The sequence below is a fragment of the Pseudoalteromonas sp. MEBiC 03607 genome (assembly GCF_004792295.1).
GTDB classification, from domain to species: Bacteria; Pseudomonadota; Gammaproteobacteria; order Enterobacterales; family Alteromonadaceae; genus Pseudoalteromonas; species Pseudoalteromonas lipolytica_C.
Genome location: NZ_SRRY01000002.1, coordinates 19,603 through 43,879, shown reverse-complemented (window position 1 = coordinate 43,879; position 24,277 = coordinate 19,603). Strand labels below are relative to the sequence as shown.

The 24,277-nt window shown below is 40.2% G+C and carries 15 protein-coding genes; 10 read left to right on the top strand and 5 right to left on the bottom strand.

Translation table 11 applies throughout. From position 1 onward, the window contains the following. Positions 1-21: 21 nt before the first annotated feature. From astA to E5N72_RS17160, 4 genes are all read left to right on the top strand, one after another. Positions 22-1,056 carry an arginine N-succinyltransferase gene (gene astA / locus E5N72_RS17175; protein WP_135926350.1) on the top strand — a complete coding sequence of 345 codons (1,035 nt, stop codon included), beginning with the start codon at positions 22-24 and terminating at the stop codon, positions 1,054-1,056. A gap of 18 nt (positions 1,057-1,074) precedes the next feature. Beyond that, positions 1,075-2,547, top strand: coding sequence for a succinylglutamate-semialdehyde dehydrogenase (gene astD / locus E5N72_RS17170; protein WP_135926349.1), 1,473 nt, complete (start codon positions 1,075-1,077; stop codon positions 2,545-2,547). 40 nt (positions 2,548-2,587) lie between these two features. Continuing rightward, complete coding sequence (locus E5N72_RS17165; RefSeq protein WP_135926348.1) at positions 2,588-3,391, top strand: DUF1338 domain-containing protein; 804 nt, start codon at positions 2,588-2,590, stop codon at positions 3,389-3,391. A 371-nt stretch (positions 3,392-3,762) separates the two neighbouring features. Beyond that, on the top strand, positions 3,763-4,980 hold the full coding sequence (locus E5N72_RS17160) for a type III PLP-dependent enzyme (RefSeq protein WP_135926347.1): 1,218 nt from the start codon (positions 3,763-3,765) through the stop codon (positions 4,978-4,980). A gap of 119 nt (positions 4,981-5,099) precedes the next feature. Here the strand turns inward: E5N72_RS17160 and E5N72_RS17155 are convergent, their stop codons facing one another. Both E5N72_RS17155 and E5N72_RS17150 read right to left on the bottom strand, forming a co-directional pair. After that, positions 5,100-6,380 carry a flavohemoglobin expression-modulating QEGLA motif protein gene (locus E5N72_RS17155; protein WP_135926346.1) on the bottom strand — a complete coding sequence of 427 codons (1,281 nt, stop codon included), beginning with the start codon at positions 6,378-6,380 and terminating at the stop codon, positions 5,100-5,102. A 78-nt stretch (positions 6,381-6,458) separates the two neighbouring features. Further along, positions 6,459-7,325 (bottom strand): redoxin domain-containing protein, encoded by an 867-nt coding sequence (locus E5N72_RS17150; protein ID WP_135926345.1) that lies wholly within the window; start codon positions 7,323-7,325, stop codon positions 6,459-6,461. Between the two features lie 189 nt (positions 7,326-7,514). On the opposite strand from E5N72_RS17150, the gene E5N72_RS17145 reads away from it, so the two are divergent. The 3 genes from E5N72_RS17145 (at position 7,515) to E5N72_RS17135 (ending at position 9,755) form a co-directional block, all read left to right on the top strand. Continuing rightward, complete coding sequence (locus tag E5N72_RS17145; RefSeq protein ID WP_135926344.1) at positions 7,515-7,775, top strand: DUF3081 domain-containing protein; 261 nt, start codon at positions 7,515-7,517, stop codon at positions 7,773-7,775. A 7-nt stretch (positions 7,776-7,782) separates the two neighbouring features. Then, entirely contained in the window at positions 7,783-8,082 is a 300-nt protein-coding gene (locus tag E5N72_RS17140) for a hypothetical protein (protein WP_135926343.1), read from the top strand. Between the two features lie 77 nt (positions 8,083-8,159). Beyond that, positions 8,160-9,755 (top strand): AbgT family transporter, encoded by a 1,596-nt coding sequence (locus E5N72_RS17135; RefSeq protein ID WP_135926342.1) that lies wholly within the window; start codon positions 8,160-8,162, stop codon positions 9,753-9,755. Between the two features lie 51 nt (positions 9,756-9,806). On the opposite strand, the gene E5N72_RS17130 is transcribed toward E5N72_RS17135, so the two are convergent. Continuing rightward, a complete protein-coding gene (locus tag E5N72_RS17130) occupies positions 9,807-17,417 on the bottom strand; it encodes an Ig-like domain-containing protein (RefSeq protein ID WP_135926341.1) in 7,611 nt (2,536 codons plus the stop codon). A gap of 122 nt (positions 17,418-17,539) precedes the next feature. Beyond that, complete coding sequence (locus E5N72_RS17125) at positions 17,540-18,214, bottom strand: outer membrane beta-barrel protein (RefSeq protein ID WP_168246759.1); 675 nt, start codon at positions 18,212-18,214, stop codon at positions 17,540-17,542. A 254-nt stretch (positions 18,215-18,468) separates the two neighbouring features. Here E5N72_RS17125 and E5N72_RS17120 point away from each other — a divergent pair, with 254 nt between their 5' ends. The 3 genes from E5N72_RS17120 (at position 18,469) to E5N72_RS17110 (ending at position 21,824) form a co-directional block, all read left to right on the top strand. Further along, positions 18,469-19,464, top strand: a complete 996-nt coding sequence (locus E5N72_RS17120) for a Solitary outer membrane autotransporter beta-barrel domain (protein WP_168246758.1) — start codon at positions 18,469-18,471, stop codon at positions 19,462-19,464. An 89-nt stretch (positions 19,465-19,553) separates the two neighbouring features. Beyond that, positions 19,554-21,290, top strand: a complete 1,737-nt coding sequence (locus E5N72_RS17115; protein WP_135926338.1) for an amidohydrolase — start codon at positions 19,554-19,556, stop codon at positions 21,288-21,290. A gap of 12 nt (positions 21,291-21,302) precedes the next feature. Continuing rightward, positions 21,303-21,824 (top strand): protein tyrosine phosphatase family protein, encoded by a 522-nt coding sequence (locus tag E5N72_RS17110; RefSeq protein ID WP_135926337.1) that lies wholly within the window; start codon positions 21,303-21,305, stop codon positions 21,822-21,824. A gap of 20 nt (positions 21,825-21,844) precedes the next feature. On the opposite strand, the gene E5N72_RS17105 is transcribed toward E5N72_RS17110, so the two are convergent. Further along, the gene (locus E5N72_RS17105) at positions 21,845-24,025 is read right to left on the bottom strand and encodes a DUF5916 domain-containing protein (RefSeq protein ID WP_240704576.1); all 2,181 of its coding nucleotides are present in this window, start codon (positions 24,023-24,025) and stop codon (positions 21,845-21,847) included. Positions 24,026-24,277 lie beyond the last annotated feature (252 nt).

The following is a 24,277-nucleotide window of genomic DNA, read 5'->3' as shown; positions in this document are numbered from 1 at the left end:
TGCGCCATTGGAGTGCAATTAATGCAAGTATTACGTCCTATCACAGCAAATGATTTTGCTGCGTTGAAACAAATTGCTATCGAGTCAGGCCATGGTTTTACCTCACTGCCAGTCGATGATAATTTATTACAACAAAAAATCGAACGCGCAGAACGCAGTTTTGCTAAAGATATAAATAAACCACAAGACGAAACCTACTTATTTGTACTAGAAGACAGCAAGACCGGCGACGTTATTGGCACTACAGCTATCGAAGCCGCAGTGGGTATGTCGGTTCCTTTGTATCATTATCACTTAGGAAAAACCGTTCATCACTCCCCTACACTAAATGTTTATAATACTGTCGATATCTTGAGCATGTGTAATGATTACACCGGTTGTTCTGAGATTTGTACATTGTTTTTGCGTGAGCAAAACAGAAAAGGCTTAACTGGTCGCTTTTTATCACGTTCACGTTTTTTGTTTATGGCGCAACATAGTGAGCGTTTTGCCGATACCATCATTGCAGAAATGCGAGGTGTTAGTGATGAAGACGGTCACTCACCTTTTTGGCAATGGCTACAAGAACACTTTTTTAGCATTGAATTTCCACAAGCTGATCACTTAGTTGGCCTTGGCGATAAAGTGTTTATCAGTGAGTTAATGCCTAAGTACCCTATCTATGCCAACCTGCTTAGCAAAAAAGCACAAGCTGTCATTGGTCAAGTTCATGAAAAAACCAAACCTGCACTAAAACTTTTAGAAAAAGAAGGGTTTGAGCATCGTGGTTACGTCGACCTATTCGATGCAGGACCAACTGTAGAGGCAAAACTTGGTAATATTCGCAGTGTTCGAGAGTCACAAGTATGCCCTATTACTATAGGTGAACTTGATCATATCAATGAGAAATGCTCAGACACACTGGCAATTTGTAATCAAGGCGTGAATGACTTTAGAGCCACTTTTACTAAACATGCTCATTACAATCACGCTAAGCACACCTTAATCGTCAGCCAAGAAGTGGCAGAAGCACTTAAATTAAAACAAGGGGATGCAGCACGTTTCTTCCGTCTGTAACCACTTAAGGAGTTTAAAATGAGTGTAACAACTCAACTTATAGATAACCAATGGCAAGCTGGCCTTGGTCATGATTTTAGTTCAATCAACCCAAGTAATGGGGAGGTTGTTTGGCAAGGTAAAACCGCCACCGCTGAACAAGTAGCTGATGCAATTAAAGCAGCCCGCAATGCGCAGCTTGGCTGGGCTGATATGAGCCTTGAAGATCGTATTGTTATTCTTGAAAACTTTGCAGCCGAGCTTAAAGAAAACAGCGAAGAGTTTGCGACTATTATCGCCCGTGAAACAGGAAAACCACTTTGGGAAACACGTACTGAAGTAGGTGCAATGACGGGTAAGATTGCTATCTCTATTAAGGCATATCATGAGCGCACGGGTACGACAGAAAACCCAATGCCGGGTGCTAAAGCGTTTATTCGTCACAAGCCACATGGTGTTGTTGCGGTGTTTGGCCCATACAACTTCCCAGGTCATTTACCAAATGGCCATATTGTTCCTGCTATTTTAGCGGGTAATACAGTTGTATTTAAGCCATCAGAACTGACGCCTCATGTTGCTGAGTTCACTTTAAAGCTTTGGCTAAAAGCAGGCTTACCAGCCGGTGTCATTAACCTTGTTCAAGGTGAAGTAGACACAGGTATTGCTCTTGCATCTCACCAAGATATTGATGGCTTATTCTTTACGGGTAGCTCAAATACAGGTCACCTATTACATAAGCAATTTGCAGGTCATCCAGGTAAAATCTTAGCGCTAGAAATGGGTGGTAATAACCCACTGATCGTAAAAGATGTCGCAGATGTAAGTGCCGCTGTTCACGACATTATTCAGTCTGGTTTCATTACGTCAGGCCAACGTTGTACCTGTTCTCGTCGTTTATTTATTGAGAACTCAGCAAATGGTGATGCAATTTTAGAAAAATTAATTGCTGCAACAAAAAACATCAAAGTGGCAGACAGCTTCAGCGAAGAGCAACCATTTATGGGTGCAATGATCAGCGAAAAAGCAGCACTAGGTATGGTTGCAGCTCAGCAGCAGTTACTTGATATGGGAGCGACCTCTCTTGTTGAGCTTAAGCATCTCGAGCCGGGCACAGGTTTTGTAAGCCCAGGTATTATTGATGTTACTGCTGTCAAAGATATGCCAGATGAAGAGCATTTTGGTCCTCTTATCAAGGTATATCGTTATACAGATTTTGATAGCGCGATTAATGAAGCAAATAACACCTCGTTTGGTTTATCTGCAGGTTTATTAAGTGATGATAGCAACGACTACCAGCATTTCTTAAAACGTATTCGTGCCGGTATCGTTAACTGGAACCGACCAATTACAGGCGCATCAAGCGCTGCACCGTTTGGTGGTATTGGTGCCAGTGGTAACCACAGAGCAAGCGCGTATTATGCTGCTGACTACTGTGCATACCCTGTTGCTTCTGTTGAAGCCGATAAAGTTAACTTACCACAGACCCTTGCGCCGGGCTTAATTATTGAATAATTGATTGGCGGCCTTGCCGCCTTAATTGAAGGAATTAAACATGCACACAGATGTAAACGCCCTATTTGAAAATCTATGGGAAAACTATTTATCAGTTACGCCTTCGGCGGTAAAAGTACACGAGCTACTAGGCTCTACACAAAAAGATGACGTGATTAACGATCACATCGCTCTACGTACTTTTAATCACGAAAAAATCGGTTTAGAAAAACTAGCTGCGCACTTTTTAGCTGTTGGCTACAAAGAATGCGGCGAGTATCATTTCGAAGCGAAAAAACTATACGCTAAGCATTTTGAACATTCAGATCCTAAACAACCTAAAGTTTTTATCTCTGAATTACTTGTTGAGCAATGCTCAGAAGAATTACAAGCTATTGTGAACGACATGGTTGATCAGATTGACGAAAGTGCAGTAACAGCTGATAACTTCCTTTACTCTGGAACGCACTGGCAAGTAAGTTCAGACACTTACAAAAAGCTGTTAGCAGAAAGCGAATATGCAGCGTGGATGTCGGCGTGGGGTTACCGTGCTAATCACTTTACTGTGAGCATCAATGAATTAGCAAAATTCGATGATATCGAAAGTGTTAACCAAGCACTTAAAGATGCTGGGTTTGCATTGAATACATCAGGCGGCGAAATCAAAGGTTCGCCTGAGGTATTGCTTGAGCAATCTTCAACCCTTGCTGATGACAGCGAAGTGGAATTCAGCGATGGCAAAATGGCTGTACCAAGCTGTTTTTATGAGTTCGCACTACGTTATGCAAAACCAGATGGCGAGCTTTACACAGGCTTTGTAGCAGCATCTGCCGACAAAATTTTTGAGAGCACCAATGCTCGATAAGTAACGGCTTGTTAGCTAAACCAATAATTATAAAATCCCCTTTTTTGGGGATTTTTTTTCGTTTAATAAAATCTGTTTCTCTAGAGTATCAAAAATTTAAATCGTTATAATTAATTAAAAATCAACAGGTTAAAAATATATTTCTGTTTTTGAAATTTTTTATTGCGCAAATAAAAAAGCAGATCTATTATCACGCCGCTTCTTGATGATAGCCAATCCGAGTACATTACAAACACTGTTTGTAGCAAGGCGATAGAGCAACTATCCAAGAGTGTATTTGATTGCACAGAACATACTGTGCGCTTAATAACACTCAACTGACTCGGACTTCCATTTTTTTCCGGGCAGTTGCTTAATTGCCGGAGAGTAAAATGGCTATTTCAACCCTTACACAAGACTTAACAATCAAAGTACCTGCAGCGTCGGTTGCTGCAAATGAATCAATTGCACAACCATCAAACCAATTTATTGAGCAACTTGTTGCACAACATGGCGCGCCATTAATGGTGCTAGATTGTGAATCTGTTCGTCATCAATACCGTGCATTAAGCCGTGCTTTACCTGGCGTTGTTTTACACTTTGCATTAAAGCCATTGCCTCATCCTGCGGTTGTTCGTACGCTTTTAGAGGAAGGTGCCAGCTTTGATTTAGCAACCAGCGGTGAAGTAGACTTAGTCGCCAGCCAAGGCGTACCAAGTGATCGTACTATTCACACGCACCCTATCAAACGTGATCGTGATATCCGTGATGCACTTGAATACGGTTGTAATGTGTTTGTGGTTGATAACATCAATGAATTAGAAAAGTTCATTGCATACAAAGACCAAGTTGAGTTACTTGTTCGCTTAAGTTTTCGTAATGCGGAAGCATTCGCTGATTTATCGAAAAAATTTGGTTGTAGCCCAGCAATGGCCATTGAAATCATTAGCTACGCGCAACAATTAGGTATTCGTATCAAAGGGCTGTCGTTCCATGTTGGTTCACAAACAGCGAGTCCAACTAAATATGTCACTGCCATTGCTGCATGTAACCAAGTGATTAACGATGTAGCCGCATTAGGATTACCTGCGCTTAGCACGCTTGATATCGGCGGTGGTTTCCCAGTGCCATATCACAAAGACGTGCTGCCAATTGATGAATTTTGTGCGCCGATTAATGATGCCTTAGCGCAGTTACCCGAGACAGTGCGCGTGATTGCTGAACCGGGTCGTTTTATTGTCGCTAGTGCTGTAACCAGTGTTGCATCAGTAATGGGTCAAGCGGTACGTGATGGCAAACCTTGGTATTACTTGGATGATGGTATTTACGGCTCATTTAGTGGTTTATTGTTCGATGAAGCCTCATACCCTATCGACTCGTTAAAGCAATCAAGCGATCGCGTAGAGTCAGTATTAGCAGGCCCAACTTGCGATAGCATCGACGTAGTGAGTGAGTCAATCATGCTACCAAAATTAAACAATGGTGATTTAATCATCAGCCGTATGATGGGTGCTTACACATTAGCAACCGCAACAGATTTTAACTTCTTCAAACGTGCAGGAGTTATCGTACTGAATGATGTAGTGCAGGTTGACGCACTCACCGGTTAATCGTTTCCTCGACTAAAAGCATGTAAGGCAACATGCTTTAACTCTTAAAATGCAGCTGCTCATTCCAGCTGCATTTTTTTATACCAATTCGCTTAATTAAGTATTATTGCGGTTGGGTCTTAAATAAAGAGTGGTTTGTAATCGTTTTCTAATTGCTCAAACGACAAGTTACCAATAAAACGGCCAAAGCTTAGCCATGTTGCTAGGCCTCGTAAGTCTTTAAAGTGTGGCGGAATAAACTTAGGGTCTTCAATCACACCTAAATCATGTAATTGTGATATCAGTCTGAAATCATCAATTGAAATTTTACCAACCAATAACAAGTGCAATTGATCAATTCGACCTAACTGAATGGCAACTCGTATAAGGTTATACACCAACACGAAACCTTTGATATAGGCGATATCTTTGGTAAAAGGTAAGCCTGTTGCTGTACTGCCTCTAAACACTCGTTGTGTGAGTGTATAGCTGTCGTCTTTACTCAAACCTTGCGCTACATAGTCACGATAAATATCAACGAACTCAGCGCCATCAATGACCTTGGTAATACCTTGAATACGATTAACTAACTTTGCTAAACGTCGTGGCGTCGACTTTAAGGTAATAATTTCGGTCAACACCGCAAGGCCTTCTTGGGTGACGGTAGAGCTCGGTGTGCCTTTACTTAAACAGGTTAAATATGGCTGAGCAAGACCGTTTTGCGTCGTACCCACATGGATCCAGCCTTCATGCACTTCAAGAATATCAAGCTCACGCTGAGAGAACTTAACATCTTGATTAAGTTTAATATTATTTGCACCAGCTGCGGCATCACTGACGATACCATCACTCAGAATGACCTCAACATCAATGCCTGGCATCGTTTGAGACACTTGAGCTGCTAGAATTTTCACCGCATCTTCTGCATCGATATTTTTTGGATCATCAGGCAAGATATCGGCATCAAGCATACTCTTTAGTGGCTGCTCAAGCATAGTTGCAAGCTCTGAAAGTGACGGCTCTCCAGCATGGAATAAATCTTTAGGATGACCGAACAGCTCTACAGACAGATCATGAAATTCAGGGGTACCACGATACTCAATCATACTAAGTACGGTTTTATATTCAGTACACATCTTGCTCATGTATTGCGCAATCGGGTTCAGTTGCCCTAATTGGCTGATGATATCGCGATTTAAATCAGAAAACGCACGGCGCAGTTCGCTTGGTACAAAACCAAGGTCACGCTGTTGGTAATATGCTTGATCAACTGTTGGGTTTTTCTGGCATTTATGCTTAAAAAACTCTTCTTTGATTTGTTTATCCCAGTTGATCGCATCAAGGATACGAATGGGTGTTTGCAGTGCGATTAATCGGTCAGATAACTCGCGTGTTTTTGCTAATAATGCCTTATCTATCATGCTCTAGGCTCACTGTGTAATGAGCCTTGAGCATAGGCTAAATTTGCATAATTACAAAGCAAAATCACACGGTTTTTATTAAAATTTAGCCTGTGTTGAGACTATTTTTCCATCGTTGTAAAGAAGTAAACTTGGTACCGAATTAATGCCATTTTCGATAAATAACTCATTTCCATAATCGATTGAAACTGGCATGGTTACAGAGAATTTATCAACATATTCTTGCACTGCACTTTGATCTGTCCATAACTGACTCACTTTAACCTCGACATCAATTCCTTGCTTTGCCAACTGATTAACATGTTGCTGCGCTAATTCACACTGCTTTGCCATTGCAGGACGAGTGTCAGCTAAGTACCAGTCGCACCATGTTGCGGTGAATAGCACTGCTTTTTTGCCTTTATTCGGAATAACCAAAGGAGCCGCTTTACCTTGCTTTTCACCTAGTAATCGCGCTTTTTCAACTTTGCCATTGTGTGACAACAAACGTAACGTGTTATCAAGCGGTTTATCAGCTTCGTGGCCTTGAAAAATAACCTTTTCATCGCTATCAATTAACACATGAAAAGGAGTGCCCATAAATTCATAATGTTTAGCAACCCGGCCTGTATGATCGGTAAATAATGGCATGCTAAGTGAAAAACGCTCTTTAACCTTAGCAACAGCGTGTGCATCATCATTGAGGTCGATATTAATTGCTACAAATTGAATTTTATCGCCATACTGTTCGTAAGCATGCTGAAAATGCGGCATCTGCTCCATACATGGCTTGCACCAAGTAGCCCAAAACTTTAAGTAAACTGGTTTTTTTCCTAAGTAGCTTTCAAGTTTGACTATTTTCCCTGTTTCATTTTCTAAAACAAGGGGGGCTGTATTTGCTGATATGCTTTGGCTTACAAGCAACAAGCCTGTTAGTAGTATCAGTAGTATTAATTTATAACTCATTGTGCGTCCCTCAAATAAAACCAATTTTAAGTTTAAGGTAAGACAAAATATTGTAAATTTTCGACATCTGCTGGCTAAATGCAGATTTAATGATTTATCGCAAACTAAGCCATAGAAACACTCAAAACATTAAAAATAGCACTAAACTTTTTATAGATATGAAACGTACTACATTAAAAAGGAGTCATCATGAAAAATGAACTAGACGGTAAATTAATTCTATCTGTGTATGAAAAAATCATTCAACATGGTGAAGACCATGAAGATGGAAAGCTTTACGAAGGTATTTGCGCTTTTTCTGATATCGATGGATATACAGTCTATCTAAAAGGCAGTGGTGTATTACTTCGCTTTGGTTTTCATAATACCTATCACCTTGACTATCAACACGAAAAAAACAAAGAAGACTTTATGAAGAAAGTGCTTTATATCGCAGAGCAGGAACTATAAATAAGTAATGAAACGACGGGTAAAAGCTGAATCCAAGCAGCAAGTTGCATTTATCAATCAGGTTATTAATGAATTAAAAAATGACCCAAGTAAGCTAGATATTATTCGCGACAATCTTAGCTATTATCGTGAGCAACAGTTTCTTAAACGAGGTTTTTTACTTGCTATTGAGCGTTTTGATTGGGTGTTTGAAGCAACGAATGATGTAGACCAAATCTGTGCGCAAATTTTAGCCGATGATTACATTGGTAAGCGTTTGCGCCGCTATCCCTTGCTATACAAGGGCGTATTGGAACGTACCTATTAGATTTCCCACCGCTAAAACATGATCTGTCCGGTAAAAAATGCTAGGTTAGCGCCATTTTGAAATAACGAGAACTGGACATGTCAAAAACTATAAACTCTCACAACACCCATGAGGGTGGCAATAATGGGTTGTTTAACCGATTTTTAGCCACCGTTGAATTTTTGGGTAATATGCTCCCCCACCCGATCACATTATTTGCAATGTTTTGTGTTGCCATTATTGTATTTAGTGGCATTGCCGATTGGTATGGTTTAAGTGCCATCGACCCACGCCCAGAAGGCGCTGCTGGACGCGACCCCGATGGTGTTATTGAAGTTGTCAGCCTGCTCAGTGCCGAAGGCCTGCAGCGTATCGTCACTGGCCTTGTTACAAACTTTACAAGCTTTGCACCACTTGGCACAGTACTGGTTGCTTTATTAGGTGTGAGTGTTGCAGAGCACTCAGGTTTACTTTCTGCAGCTATGCGAGGCATGGTAATGGGCGCGTCTAAACGCCTAGTTACTTTCATGGTGGTATTTGCTGCGATTTTATCAAATACAGCATCAGAGCTTGGTTATGTCGTACTGATTCCACTAGCAGCCATGATATTCCACAGCCTTGGTCGCCACCCACTTGCGGGCCTTGCTGCAGCATTTGCAGGTGTTTCAGGCGGTTACAGTGCCAACCTATTGCTAGGCACCATTGACCCTCTTCTTGCTGGTATTACTACACCTGCAGCACAAATGATTGATCCAAATTACCAAGTTGGCGCTGAAGCAAACTGGTATTTCATGATGATCTCTGTATTTTTAATTGCCATTTTAGGCACTTTCGTTACTGAAAAAATCGTCGAGCCACGCCTTGGTAAGTACAACCCTGATGAAGCAAGTAATGATTTGCCAAAAAATGACATTGCAGGTTTAACCGATAAAGAAAAGTCAGGCCTTAAGTGGGCGGGTGTTTCACTGTTAGTGGTTTCATTATTACTTGCATGGACAATTGTTCCTGAAGACGGCATTTTGCGTAATCCAGAAACAGGCCTTGTTGCACACTCGCCATTTTTAAAAGGCATTGTGGTCTTTATATTTGTAACTTTCGGTATTCCGGGTTTTGTTTACGGCCGCGTTGTTGGCACGATGAAAAACGATAAAGATGTCATCGATGCCATGAGTAAAAGCATGAGCTCGATGGGTATGTACATTGTGCTGGTTTTCTTTGCAGCACAGTTCGTTGCTTTCTTTAAATGGACCAACCTAGGCACAATTTTAGCCATTAACGGCGCCGCTCTGTTACAAGCATTAAACCTAACTGGCCCAGAAGTATTTGTGCTATTCATTTTAATGTGTGCATTGGTAAACTTAAGTTTGGGATCTTCTTCAGCGCAGTGGGCTGTTACTGCACCTATCTTCGTGCCAATGTTAATGCTAATTGGCTACGCGCCAGAAACTATTCAAGCGGCGTATCGAATTGGTGACTCGGTTACTAACCTTATTACACCAATGATGAGCTATTTTGGTTTAATACTGGCTGTTGCAACTAAGTATAAGAAAGACATGGGTATTGGTACATTGGTTGCGACCATGCTTCCATACAGTATGATCTTCTTTGTTGGTTGGGTGGCGTTATTCTACTTATGGGTATTTGTTCTGGGCTTCCCTGTTGGCCCTGAATCACCGATTTACTATCAGCCTTAATCTCATCAAAGAGATGAAAAAAGCCAAGCTAATGCTTGGCTTTTTTATTTTTTAACGGCGTACTTTTTGCGAGTAACGTCTATAAAGCGTATATAAGAAGAGATAAACAATTAAACCTAGAGGTAATGAACCTCCACGTGTTTTACTCTCAACAGTTACCCGTTTTTTAGAGTTCACTAAAACATTAAATTGCCCCTCAACAGTACCACCATCACCGTCTGATACTGTAAATGTCACCGTATCGATCCCTTCAAAACCAACGTTTGGTGTATAGGTTAAGGTGTTATCAGCATTGATAATGACCGTACCATTATTTGCCGATGCGAAAATAATAATGAATGAATTATTATCTTCATCTGACACATTTGCTAAAACGTCTACAGTTACTGGGTTTTGATCCTCAGTGCTTACATCCACGATGAGAGAAATACTTGGTGCTTCATTTTCAACAACATCAACATTTACCTTAGCGTAGCTTGAACCACCTTGACCATCAGAGATTCCATAGGTAATGCTTGCCGTTCCTAGATGCTCTGCTTGTGGAGTGAAATACAATTGATTATTAGCAATACTAACTTGGCCAATATCAACTGAGGCAGATGTTAAGGTCAATGAGTCACCATCAGCATCACTATCATTTGATAACACATCAAGATAAGCAGCTGTATTACGTTTAACCATTACAGTATCGTTTTGCGCATCAGGTTTAGTATTTGTGCCGGCTAACGTTGCTAAACCACTTGGGTCTTCGATTGCACGATTGACTAGTCCATCCGCATCATTAGGACCACCATCTTCGATAGTCAATTGCACACACCAGTAGCCTTCTTTTAAGCCTTCTTCATATTGTGCATCACGAGGTGGTGGGCAGAACCCCTCAACACCCGGTGCTGAAGCGATACTATTCTTACTATCTACGACAAACTCAGTCCAACCTGTAGGCATCAACTTGCGATAAACCGCATTGCTCGGAACCGGAGAAAATTGCGCCATAACAATACTCACAGATTGCCCTGGCACTGGTATATCAGTCACATTGAAGTCAAATACACCATTTTCATAGTTAAAGCTTGCATCAACAACGTTGTTTTGACTGTTACTTGCGAATTGCTCAACTTCTTCTCCAGTAATCCCCGTTTGCGTACCATGTGCAACAAAGGCAACATGTCCTAGGCTAAGCTGCAAGCCTGGCTCTGTTTCCATTAAGAAAAACTCACTTTCGTTGAACTTCTCTTGCAACACATTTTTCGCCAAAGAGACTGAATCGATATAATCAGGAATACCGTCATTATCACTGTCACCATAACCTTCTTGTAGGTCACTAATGCCGTCAAAATCGGTATCTTCTGAAGTGAGTAAAGGTGCAGACTCTAAAATTGTTAATTCTAATTTCATTGAGCCTGTTTTATCACCATCACTGGCAACAATGGTAAATTGATAAGTACCATTTTCCACATTGCTAGGGTCAAAGCTAAATTGATCGTCAATCTGATCGATATCTACAATACTGTCGCTCGACACACTCCAATCATAAGTATGGGTATCAGCTAAGTTTGCATCGATCACTAATGCACTAATCGTCACTTCACCAGCATGCTTATCTATTATTCGTGTAGTAAGGCCGTTTTGACTTGCAAATAATTGTACGCTTGGTGCGACATTACCCTCTGCAATAGTCAATGTATGTGTACCTAAAGGACCAATTACAGCACTTTGTGGATCAGACAGGCTAACTACGACTGTTTCGCTGCCTTCTTCAAACTCATCTTGTGCTAAATTTACAATAAGTTGCGCCTCTCGCTGTCCTTCGTTAAAGACAAACTCTCCATCCACTAAGTCATGGTCAAGCCCTTGTGTTGCATCGCCTGACACTGAGTATGGAACAATAACAGGGTAACTTACTGCATCACCATTGAGAATGGCTTTAATCGTCACTGTTGTCCCTTCTGTAGCTGTTTGGTCTTTACTAAAGTTGACTTGGGGTACAACATGGATCAGCTGAGTTGCCGAGACTTGGTCACTGCCTTCACCAGCAGTCCACACAACGGTATGGGTACCTGATGCAAAAAATCCTTTAGAGCTAGCTGTTACTCGCACTGGATTACCTAAAGAATCAAGTGCAATCGCCGTTCCCATGTTTACTTTTGTGAATAACCCCTCAGATGCAATTGTTCTGTCATCTGGCGCTGTAATTGTAATGTTCTGTGATGTTGAGACTAACGAAACAACTAAAGTCACTTCGGTTATTTCACCACTGCTATCTCTAATTTGATAAGTGATTACAACTTCACCAATCATTCCAACAGGTGCGAGATACTCAAGCTTATTATCAACAATCCGGACAACACCTGCACTGGCTGTAGCATTGAGAATAGTTAACTCATCGCCATCTGCATCACGATCATTTGCCAGCACGTCTAAAATCACAAACTCATTTAAGTCAGTATTAATCGTAAAGCTATCCGGCACAGAGATAGGTGCATCACTTACTGGATTTACTATGATAGTAACGGTGGCAAGCTCTGAACTTACTTTTCCATCTGATACTTGATAACTAAAACTGTCAGTACCGTAAAAGTCAGCATTAGGCTGGTACGTGAAACTATTAGCATCCATCGTTAACGTACCATTACTAACCGGTGTCACAAGGTTGAATGTCAGATCATCGCCATTTTCATCAAAATAGCTGAGTGTAAAGGTGATGCTCTCGTCTTCATTTGTGCTAAGTTGTTCACCGTTAGCCACAGGCGCAGTGTTTGCAATAATAACAGGGCTGGTTGCACCCGATGTAAAGGTCTCAGTATTACCGTTGCCATCAACATAGGTTACTACAACCGTTATCGTCGCGCCGATATCAGCATCGGTTAGCATGTACTCCGATAGTGTTGCACCTGAAATTAATACCCCATTGCGCATCCATTGATAGGTAAATTCACCTACGCCATCAGGGTCTTCAATGGTTGACTCAACACGCAAGGTTTGACCTTGTTTAGCCTCGCCACTGATACTAATACCACCGGTTGCTTCATCGTTAACATCGGCAACTGTGATAACAAAGGTTTGTGTATCAGTTAATCCTTCGGCATCAGTTACTAATAAAGTAACAGCATGAGTGCCCACATCATCATTAGTGGGTGTACCACTTAGCTCACCTGTTGCAAGATTAAAATTAAGCCAACTTGGCAGTTCTGGGGCACTCAACTTATAGCTATCAGCACTGTCTACATCATTGATAACTAATGTATAACTATAAAACTCATCTTGTGTCGCAGAAGTTAACGCTGCCGATTCAATAACAGGCGCATCATTTACAGGCAAGATGGTAATAGTCACTGAAGCAATATTGGATTTAGCACCTTCGTTATCAAAAAGGGTATAACTGAATGAATCGATTCCTACATAGTTACTAGTAGGTGTATAAGCAAACGTACCATCTGCATTGTTCACAACCTGCCCGAAAGAAGGAGAATTCACGATTTGCAGTGAAGAAACATCAATGCTGCCATCTACGTCATCATCATTGATAATCACATTTATCACTATTGATTCATCTTCATTTATTTGCACAGTATCATTGTTAGCTAACGGTGCATCATTTACAGGTGTGACCGTTAATGACACGCGTGCTGCGTTTGACCATTCACCTAGATCATCTTTTACCCGATAGGTAAACGTATCCTCGCCATTGCTATTGGCATTAGGTGTGTAACTTATAACTCCCTGAGACGCGATAGCAATACCTTGAAGTGGGGCGTTCACAACTTCAATACTGCTTTCATCTAGACTACCATCAACATCAGAATCGTTTCCTAACACATTGATATTATGAAGTGTGTCTTCCAAAATCACGGCTGTATCATTGTTAGCTATTGGAGCATCGTTTATGCTTTTAATAGTTAAGTTAACAGGTGCAATATTTGACATAAGAGATTGTTCATCTTTAACCGCATAGCTAAAGCCATCACTACCAAAATAGTTACTTTGTGGCGTGTAGGTGATTTGTCCTGATTCACTATCAATATTTAAAACACCATGACTTGGATCTTTTGTAACTGTTACATTTTTTACCAATAACTCACTGTCAACATCGACGTCATTATCTAAAATAGAAAGTATCGTAGGGATATCTTCGTTTAACTCAAACGTATCAGCGCTTGCAACCGGTGCGTCATTAATCTCACCAATAGTGATCAGCACAGTGGCACTTTTAGAAAATGCCCCTGCTTTATCAGCAATACGATATGTAAACGAATCGCTGCCACTAAAGTTGGCTTTTGGTGTATATATGATCAGTTCATTACTTACTTTGGCATCCCCATTTTCAGGCAATGTAACGACTTCGAGAGTTGATAGATCAATTGCATCATTACTATCAATATCTTTATCGTTTGCCACCACATCGATTTCGACCGCCATGTCTTCGTCTGTTGTGATCTCATCACCTAGAGCAATCGGAGCATCATTCACTGCATTGATAGTTATCGAGACAATTGAAGTATTCGAACGACTGGCTTCCATATCCTCTACAGTATAAGTAAAACTATCTTTGCCGTTGTAGTCCTTATTCGGGGTATAGGTAATTACCCCCGTTGCTGTATTTAGACTCGTTTTACCATGCTCTGGGGGTGTGACAACCATCACACTAGCAGGGTTCAGTTGACTATCGACATCAGTGTCATTCTCTAAGACATTTATCGCAACAATGTTATCTTCATCAACACTAGCTGTATCATTTTGGCTGACAGGCGCATCATTAACATTCAAAACTGTCAGCGTAAATTTCTGAGTACTTGCTTCATTCTTTGAATCAACAGCAAGCAAGGTAATCGCATGTTTCCCAACATTTTCGTTTGTGGGAGTACCACTTAAGACTTGGCTGACACTATCAAAGGTTAACCAAGAAGGCAGATTTAAACCTGAGTATGTGATCGAATCACCAGGATCAACATCTACTGCAGTAAACTTATAACTATAGAGCTCGCCCTCTGTTGCTGTTGCGACAGGAGTAGATGTGATAGTTGGTTTATCATTAACATTAGCAACACTAATAACAAAATCCTGTCTGTCCGATGCATTTAAAGAATCTGCTACAACAACGGCAACATAATGCGTGCCAACATCATCATTTGTTGGTGTGCCTGATAAAACGCCAGTTTTTGAATCAATTGTTAGCCAACTAGGTAAACCAATTGCACTAAATGTAAGGGTATCACCTATATCCGCATCACTTGCCTTAACTGAATATAAATATTCAGTGTCTTCAGTTGCCCATATCTGTGCAGAGGAAGTAATAACAGGCGCCTCGTTCTTGCGAGTTACACTTAAAGAATATTCTTGTTTAAGTTTTTCAACTCCATTTTCAAGTACATGAATCGTGATAGGGTAAGTGCCAATATCCGTTTGTTCTGGGAGACCTGTTATAGTTCTCGTTACGGCACTATAAGAGAGCCAACTAGGAAATGTATCGCCGAAAGAAACGATAATCGTTATCGCATCATTGTCTGCATCAGTGGCTATAATTTTATATGTATATAACTGACCAACTTGCACAACTTTAACAGGTTCAGATTCAATGACGGGTAGATCATTAACTGGGATGACTGTGATACTAAAGACTTGATTTGTAATTGGTTCGACAGAGTCTTCTCCTCCATCAGCTAAGTCAAAATTAAAACTATCTGACGTAGTTTCACTACCATCATGCTTATAATAAAGCTTTGAATCATCAAGTGTTTGCTGGGTAAACGTGCCATTCACAGCAAGTCCCTCACCTGAGTCTAAACTACCATTATCATTAGCATCGACAAACAAACTACCATTCGTAGGTACTGATTTAAGCGTATATGTTAACCCTGTCCCAGAGTCATCACTATCTTTTGCAGATAACAAACTATTAGTAATAACTTTTGAATCGCCTTCATTAATTGAAAGTCCTGTATTAATCGCAATAGAAGGAGCTTGGTTTATTGCATTTACTGAATAAGTTAAAAGGACAGGCGTTACACTTTCAGTGCCATCAGTAAGTTCGGTGGTGAATGTAAATTCACCAATGTAGTTACTGTCCAGAGAAAAGGTTAAGTTATCAATAGTGGCATTTACATCACTGGCACTTCCAGATATTGTTAATACACCTGAATTTGCATCATAGCTATACACTGCATTTCCACTAGCACTACCTGAAAAGTCACCTGCGACAGTATCCGAAAGTGAAATTGTAAGTAGAACATTATCATCATCATTATCAGAAACTTTTACATCTTGAAACGGGTTTCCTATTGATATCCCTTGATTAATAGATTGAGAAGAATCTGAGAAAGATGTTGAAGTATATTTTTTTACCGTGCCTTGTGCCAATGAATTACCATCGGCATAAAAAACATAAGGTGTGTTTTGGCTATCAAGAGCTATACGATTAAAGTCAGTGAAAGCTTCGCTAAATCCCCTAGCTCCAACAAACTGCCAAGAGTTATTTTGATAAGTTACGACACTCCCTCTGTTTGGATCAACTCCATAGTCTGTAACAAATATAAAGGGTATATCGTTCTTTCCCAATACAAAGTCGGGAGAAAATACTGCGTCACCAGTGATATCTTCGTGGAGTATAGTCCAGCTTGTACCATCAAATTTATAAAGTGAAAGTCTCTTTGTAAGTCGGCTAATTTCGGTTTTAGTGCTCAATAATATATTGTCCTTGCTGTCAATTGCTATATTCGTGTAATTTCCTTCGACATTTGAAACACCGGCTTTGCCGACATATTCCCAAGATGAGCCATCAAACGACATAACTGAAGCACTAGTGGAATCTAAAGAAAAGTCTCTAAATGAAACGTAAGGCGTATTTGTACTATCAAAAGCAAGATCAGTGTAGGCTGCTTTTGCTAGTGAAAACCCTTCAACACCCACCCTTACCCAATTAGCACCATTATACTTTTTTAAAACAGCTTTATTGCTGAAGTTACTATCATTATAAACAACATGTAAAACACCATTATTATCAAATGCTAAATTAGAGTAAAAACCTAAGCCGCTCGATATAAGTGAGCCTACATCATTCCAATTACTCCCATTAAAACTCAACACTCTTAACCTGCCTGAGTTACCTTCATCTGCAAAAGAAATGTATGGGGTGTTATTACTATCAAAAATGATATCTGTGTAATAAATGTCACCATTTGCAATATTTTTATTTCCAACATATTCCCAATCTGTGCCATTGAACTTCATGACGCTACCATTATGCTCTGATGTATCAGCGAAAATTACCCATGGCACATCGTTAGCATCCAGTCTAATTCTTGAATGGTTCCCACTGTTAGATGACCCAGCAAACCTAGTACTGCCTAATGATTCCCAGGCGCTAACACTCAAGCTAGGCGCTACATTCGATTTAGTTACATTTAATATTGAATTTTTTTGCACATTATAATCAGACAATGACCGACCATTTTCTAATGTTTGACCATTAAAGGTGATAATCTGCCGAGCTTGCGCAATACTCGTCTGCTGCTCAACAAGGCCTTTTACCGTATCAATGCTGTCACTTGGCTCAACATCGAGTGTGAAAGTCTCGTTCGGTGTAATGATTGTTATTGGCATAGCCAGTATAGACATAGGCGCAATAAGCGCTATTAGGTATAGGTATTTGATAATTGTTGATAGCATGACGTAGTGTTCCTGTAGAAACTTCAAGCTGCGAGTAATATCATCAAAATGATTTACTCAGATTCTCAGCTATTCCTTGAGATAATTTAAAATGTACGCCCCTTGCGCACATCGATAATGAGTTAGTCGAAGTAATATCTTGCGCCAATAGAGAGCATCGAAGCATCAGTTGCATCCAGCGCTGCATGGTCGTAACTAATAAAAACTTGAGTACTTTTAAAAACAGCAATACTTGCTTCAATGCCAAAGGTGACACTGTTGCCACTTCGTTTTGCATTAAATAGCTGTGAAGAGTCTATTTGGTATTGGTAATCTTGTTGCCAATCTAAATACCCCAACTTACCAGTCAGTGATATCTCTTTGGTAACAGGCCACGATGCTAAAAGTGATATTTGCGGCCCCTTTGCTGATTCTGGGTAAATTTGTTCCATGGTACTGTGTAAGCTGTCTATGTCGCTGACTTCACCAGTAAAGCTGAAATGTCTTTCGCCAAAATCTACATAACCAACTTGCAGTGAGTAGAACGAATTGAATTTATAACCAATTGCAGCTTGATAACCTGTATCTGAGTCCTTAATCGACACAGAGTTAATTAAGGCTCCTTGTTCAATTAATGATGACGTTAGGTTCTTTTTGCTGAGGTCTGTTGAAGCTGAACCTATTTGTCCTGATAAAAACCAGCCTGTTTGCTCAGCTTTGCCCTGTTGACTGCAAAATAAAGAACCAGCAAATAGGATGAATGTAGCAAGCTTAAAAACAAAGCCATTTGAACTAGCATTAAAATATGAAGCATTCAAAGTGGGGCCTCTTGAACAGATTGAATCTAATTGCAACGTATCCACTGTTAATTACGAACATCCACTTTGTACATACCATTTACATTAGATTAAAATATTACGAGTTCGAATGAGAAAATTCTGATTCAAGGTGAGTTTGTGAAAATTCCGACACCCTTTGTTACTAGTTCCGAGGGAGGGGTTTTATATGATATGGATACCAATTAGGTACCAACACAACAAGATTCATGCCACTGAATTTACAATGCTTTTATATGAGATTTAAAGTTTTGATGAATAACCGAATTAAAAAGGTTTTTACTCTGTGCACAGTATGGGCTTTGATCTACTGCTCATACAGTGATGCAAATCCAACGAAACAACTTGAATCAGCATTTGCCACCTCATTGGTTTTAACTGATGGTGACAGCATTACTTTAGGATTTGGTGATTTTGATCCTCAAACCATATTTAACCCACAAAATACTGTCAATGAAGAAGACAGCATAGCACTGAGAAAGAAGTTAAAACTCTACAGCATTCCGCTTAAATGGCAGGTAAATAACCCTATCTACCAACACAACATTAATGTAGTAAGTCGGATCAGCTACCTAAATCAGTCAGATTTCATTTCGCTGTTTGATAATGTAGCTGACGACTATATTTCTGAAACTGTGTATAACGGAATGCTCGGCTTTAACGCAGAAAAAGCTCTTGGCTCTAAGTGGTCATATCAATTTGGTTTGAATACTCACTACTTACATTACAACAATGATTACGACTACAACTCTCCCGAGTCTAGGCGTAATTTAAAGCCTTTAACTGATAACCTTTACACCAATCTTAATAGCAATGCACTGGTGTTAAACCCTAATGCAACCATGATTTATCGCCTGCCTAGATATTGGGGCTATTACGAATATAAGCTTAACTTTAATTATTACTATGGCTGGGCACTCTCTCACCCTGACGGTATACATAATGCAGCCCCTGAAACTTGGCGAACACTAAATGGTATTAAAGCAACGTTTAACATGTTTAAGATTGGACCATTTGAGCAAGCATTTTATATCAAAGGACAACGTATCGACTTAGGTGGTGATAGTCGAGTTGCATTCGGAACTGACCATTTTTATGAGTATGGTATAGGCTTTTTATGGGATGCACAGCGCTGGACCTCTTGGTTCAACAATTTTGGTATTGGCATCAACATCCATAACGGTAGCAGCCTAGATGGTGCTGCAATTGTCTTATACTTTAATGAAATTTAAGTCCATTTTTAAAAGAAAAAATTTTTAAACAGACTATATTCTTATATTACTCAACGACATAATTATTAGCTAATATACATGGAAGATATATGAAACATCACCTCGCACTTGCCTGTTCATTACTCGCTTTAACGGCCTGTGATAAAGCCCCAGAACAAACAGCTAAAACATTACCACTCCAAGTTAGCGTAGCAGATGCTATTTATTACGGTGGCGATATTCTCACCATGACAAGTGATGAACCAAAGTACGCACAAGCAATTGCAACGCAAGGCGACAAAATCATCTTTGTTGGTGATAAAAGTAAAGCACTTGAGCATATGTTTGGCAAAACAAAGCTAGTTGATCTACAAGGTAAAACCTTAATGCCGGGCTTTGTCGATGGTCATAGCCATGTCTATGGTGTTGGGTTACAGGCTATGGTAGCCAATTTATTACCGAGCCCTGATGGTGATGCCAACAGTGTTGAGCAAATCGTTAATATTCTTACAGCCGCACAGCTTAACCCTGATTACACAACATTTATCGAAAAAACCGGTGCTATATTAGGATTTGGTTACGATGATGCTGAGCTTGATAGATACCCGACTAAAATGGACTTAGACCGCGTTAGCACCGAAAAGCCGGTCATTATCATTCATACCTCGGGTCACTTAAGTGTCGCAAACAGTAAAGCCTTAGCCATGGCGGGCATTGACGAAAACTCAGAAAACCCTAAAGGCGGGCTAATTCGTCGTATGGCGAACTCACAAGAACCCAATGGGGTGCTCGAAGAAAATGCGCACTTTGGTTTACTGTTTAAACTCATGCAGTCTTTTGATCCTGAGTTACAAGATTTAATGCTACAAGAAGGACAAAAACTCTATACAAAATACGGCTACACCACAGCACAAGAAGGCCGAGCAACTCAAGAAGCCTACGATTCGATGGTAAGAGCATCCAAAGCCGATAAGTTCGTCATTGATGTGGTTGCCTATGCCGATATGGCCACCAGCAGCAGTTTTATGGACTCGCCCTATAACAGTAAAAACTACACAAATCAGTTTCGGATTGGTGGTGTAAAACTTAACTTTGATGGCTCACCACAAGGGAAAACCGCTTGGTTATCTCACCCATACTTAAAAGCACCTGAAGGCCAAGAAGCTGGCTATTTAGGTTATCCTACCTTTAATGATGAACAAGCATTTGAATATGTTGAGACTGCCTTTGCTAATGGCTGGCAGGTTATGACCCATGCCAATGGAGATGCCGCAATTGAACAATTTTTAAATGCTGTTGAAAATGCCAACAATAAATTAGGAAAAAAAGACCGCCGCCCGGTGCTGATTCATGGTCAAACAATTCGTCAAGAGCAGGTAAATCGCCTTAAAGAATTAGGTATTTTTCCATCGCTCTTCCCAATGCATACCTTTTATTGGGGCGATTGGCATGTAGATTCGGTACTTGGCCATCCGCGTGCTGATTTTATTTCACCAACCAATTCGGTCAAAGAGCAAGGGTTGATGTTTAGTACCCATCACGATGCACCGGTAGCATTACCAAATGCGATGCGCGTTCTCGATGCGACAGTTAATCGCACAACACGCACTAACCAAGTACTTGGCCCAGATCAACGCGTCTCTGTGTATACTGCACTGCAAGCAATGACCACTTGGCCTGCGTATCAACATTTTGAAGAAGCATCAAAAGGGCAATTAAAACAGGGGATGCAAGCTGATTTAATCATTTTGGATAAAAACCCACTTAAAATTGAGCCAGAAAACCTACATAAACTGCAAATTTTATACACTATCAGTCGCGGTAAAACCGTTTACACAAAACAATAATGGAATAGAAAGATGATCAATAAACTCATAAAAACAATGTTCATAGTCTTATTATCATTTACAGTACTAGCTGAGCAAGCAACCAGCATACAACTCGATATTTTAAATTTACATGCCCAATCTGAACATGTTTATACATCTGGTCAACCGAGCCAATCAGACTTTGCAAAATTAAAAGCGCTGGGGGTTGATACCATTATTAATTTACGCGGCGAAAATGAAACGAGTTGGTCAGAGCAAGAGGTAGTTAAAGGATTAGGGTTAAACTACTACCCTATTCCAGTGCAATCAAAAGCCGACATCACCCTAGAAAATGCGACTAAATTACACAACTTGTTGGATCAGCAATCTCAGCATACTACTTTAGTTCATTGCGCCAGTAGTAATCGTGTAGGCGCGCTAGTTGCGCTCTATCATGGTGTCACTTTAAAAAAGCCAATTGATGATGCTGTTGAAATTGGAAAACAATGGGGACTAAAGAGTTTAGAGCCTGTGGTAAGAAACAAAATAAAAGAAGAAATTGGTCAGCACTAAGCTGACCAATTTTAAATTTATCAAAGCTGCCATGCATAGCTTAGCTTGGTAAAAAATGTACGTTGATCGCGCTCAACACCTTGCAACGAATCGTCTTGATAACCTTTGTCTGAATAACCTAAGTAAAACAGCGTCTGTGAGTTAATTTTGTATGAATACACTAACTGACTGCCATAATCACGGTTAGTTTGGCTTACATCAAACCGATAAGCTTCATTATTTCGATCAACATCTTCAAACTGCAAAACAAGCTTTAACATTGAGCGCATATTAAATTTATAATAAACGCGTAAATCGGTTAAGTTCGCCGTATAAACACGTTCATTTTGTTCGTTATCTAGGTAGCTATAACTATGCTCAAGTTGCACTTGCCAATGATCGTTAATATCCCATGTCATTTCAGGTTCAATTCGCACCATAGTACCTAAAGCTGCATTACTGTAGTCAATTTTGCTGCCATATTGAGCATACAATAAGAAACGAACATCCCGAATGGGCCTAAAACCGCCGTAGATATAACCTATGTTCTGATTAAAGAACTCACCGGCATAAAACTCATTACGATGAATAAAACCAATTTCGGTTTGCGACTGCATCTTACCTTTAAAAGTAAAATAGCCATCATATTCTTCTTCAAGTAGGTCACCATTTTGTGCCCACGTTTTATCCCACTCGGCGTTATAGCTATACTCAGTAATAGCATCATCAGCATTGCGATACCAAGTTTGCCCACCGCCTAGTTCAATTTTTTCATAATCGACTTTCGCCTGATAACCGAGATCTGAACGATACTCTTCGCCGATATTTTCGTAGCTCGCATACAGCTCATAGTCACGTTTAGTTCTTGTAAACTCAATGGCATAAGCTTGATCCGATTGATTTTTATCGACCCCGTAATAGTCTACTAAAAAGTCTGCATTCGTAGTGTCTGTCGTTGCTACTTGATACTGCAAACTATCTGACTGGTTAAACCAATAACTCCCATCTATCGATAATACCGTATTATGGTAATCATCATTTTCGCGGTGGGTGCTCATTACGCCAATCGTCCCTTTTTGGCCTATATCAAATTGATAACGCCCTGCCACAGCTTGCGTTTTATCCGCCAAATTCGCAAAACCTGAACCTTGATTAGTCGGTAACAATACACTGGTATTCTGATCGTCAGCGTACATAAAGCCATAACTGTGTGCGCCGGTTTTACCTGTTAACTTCAAACCGACATCAGGTTCAGCAATCATTCGCGTATATAAAAGCTCTAGTTGGCTTGTGTTAAAATAAGAGGCACCATCTAAAAAGAATGGACGCTTTTCAGCATAATAAATCGAGTAAGTTGTATTTACATCAAGCTCTAAAGAGTCTGCTTCTACTTGAGAAAAATCAGGGTTAATAGTGGCGTTAATTACCGCATCTTGAGTCACCCCCCAACGTAAATCTAACCCCGCTTCAGTATCAATATCACCATTTTGCCAATCACCTGGCACTATGTCTTTGGTATCATGACGAAGCGCCGTTAAAGTTGGTGTAAGCTGAATGTTTTGGCTTTCAGTCATGTTGGCAAAACCAGTAAGTTTATCAAACTGACAAAAACTACATTTTACATCTCGGTCAAAGCCAACATTCGACATCTGATAATACACATCACGCGGGTAGTTTCGCCAAACTGCAAAGCTCCACGTTAACTCCGTTTGGTCTTTTGGAAACCGAAGTGCTGTGAATGGAATACGCATTTCAACCACATACCCATCGTCAGTTATTTGCCCTGCACTATCCCAAATAGCATCCCATGATGGGTCTTCCACCCAATCATCAATATCAGTCATGCGCATATCGCCTTGCGCACCAAGGGGGTTTACGTAAAATTCATAGCCGGTACGTTCATCATTGAAAGTATCTATCATCAAGGCAACATTATCGTCTTGCCAAAGAGTATCGCGATCACGAAGAGCAGCGCGAATTTGTGAAGGGTCATTGTCTTTTGCAATAAACCCAACATATAAGTATTTACCATCTTCGTATATAAACGCATCAGTTTGAACAAGTGGTGTGCCTTTTTCGGTCGGTTCATTTTGATATTTCAAAGGCACTTTTGTCGCATATTTCCAGTGAGGCTCATCCATCACACCATCAACACTAATAGACTCTTTAATATGGGCAAGCGAAAATTCTGCTTTATCAAATGCATGTGTGTAAAAAGGCATGCTGATAACGCTAAATAAACAGGTAGGGGCGATGATTTGATTTATTATTCTTTTTAAGTACTGCATAAACATCCATTTAGAGACTGATGCGTTAAAAACGCTATTTAACTGATTTCAAAGCGATTGTAATTCAGTGAGGTACATTTGTTAACCCAATTCTACATTTCGACAGCTAAAAATTAACAAAACACGCCTTTTGTATTAATTTCAGAGTAAAAAAAAGCCCCATCACCTTTCAAAGTGATGGGGCTT

Bases quoted from the DNA above. Each gene is read 5' to 3' on its own strand.
- E5N72_RS17105 (WP_240704576.1), bottom strand. From the start codon at position 24,025: ATGCCTTTTTACACACATGCATTTGATAAAGCAGAATTTTCGCTTGCC.
- E5N72_RS17120 (WP_168246758.1), top strand. From the start codon at position 18,469: ATGAGATTTAAAGTTTTGATGAATAACCGAATTAAAAAGGTTTTTACT.
- E5N72_RS17115 (WP_135926338.1), top strand. From the start codon at position 19,554: ATGAAACATCACCTCGCACTTGCCTGTTCATTACTCGCTTTAACGGCC.
- E5N72_RS17155 (WP_135926346.1), bottom strand. From the start codon at position 6,380: ATGATAGATAAGGCATTATTAGCAAAAACACGCGAGTTATCTGACCGA.
- E5N72_RS17135 (WP_135926342.1), top strand. From the start codon at position 8,160: ATGTCAAAAACTATAAACTCTCACAACACCCATGAGGGTGGCAATAAT.
- E5N72_RS17160 (WP_135926347.1), top strand. From the start codon at position 3,763: ATGGCTATTTCAACCCTTACACAAGACTTAACAATCAAAGTACCTGCA.
- E5N72_RS17140 (WP_135926343.1), top strand. From the start codon at position 7,783: ATGAAACGACGGGTAAAAGCTGAATCCAAGCAGCAAGTTGCATTTATC.
- astA (WP_135926350.1), top strand. From the start codon at position 22: ATGCAAGTATTACGTCCTATCACAGCAAATGATTTTGCTGCGTTGAAA.
- E5N72_RS17150 (WP_135926345.1), bottom strand. From the start codon at position 7,325: ATGAGTTATAAATTAATACTACTGATACTACTAACAGGCTTGTTGCTT.
- E5N72_RS17165 (WP_135926348.1), top strand. From the start codon at position 2,588: ATGCACACAGATGTAAACGCCCTATTTGAAAATCTATGGGAAAACTAT.
- E5N72_RS17130 (WP_135926341.1), bottom strand. From the start codon at position 17,417: ATGCTATCAACAATTATCAAATACCTATACCTAATAGCGCTTATTGCG.
- E5N72_RS17110 (WP_135926337.1), top strand. From the start codon at position 21,303: ATGATCAATAAACTCATAAAAACAATGTTCATAGTCTTATTATCATTT.
- E5N72_RS17145 (WP_135926344.1), top strand. From the start codon at position 7,515: ATGAAAAATGAACTAGACGGTAAATTAATTCTATCTGTGTATGAAAAA.
- astD (WP_135926349.1), top strand. From the start codon at position 1,075: ATGAGTGTAACAACTCAACTTATAGATAACCAATGGCAAGCTGGCCTT.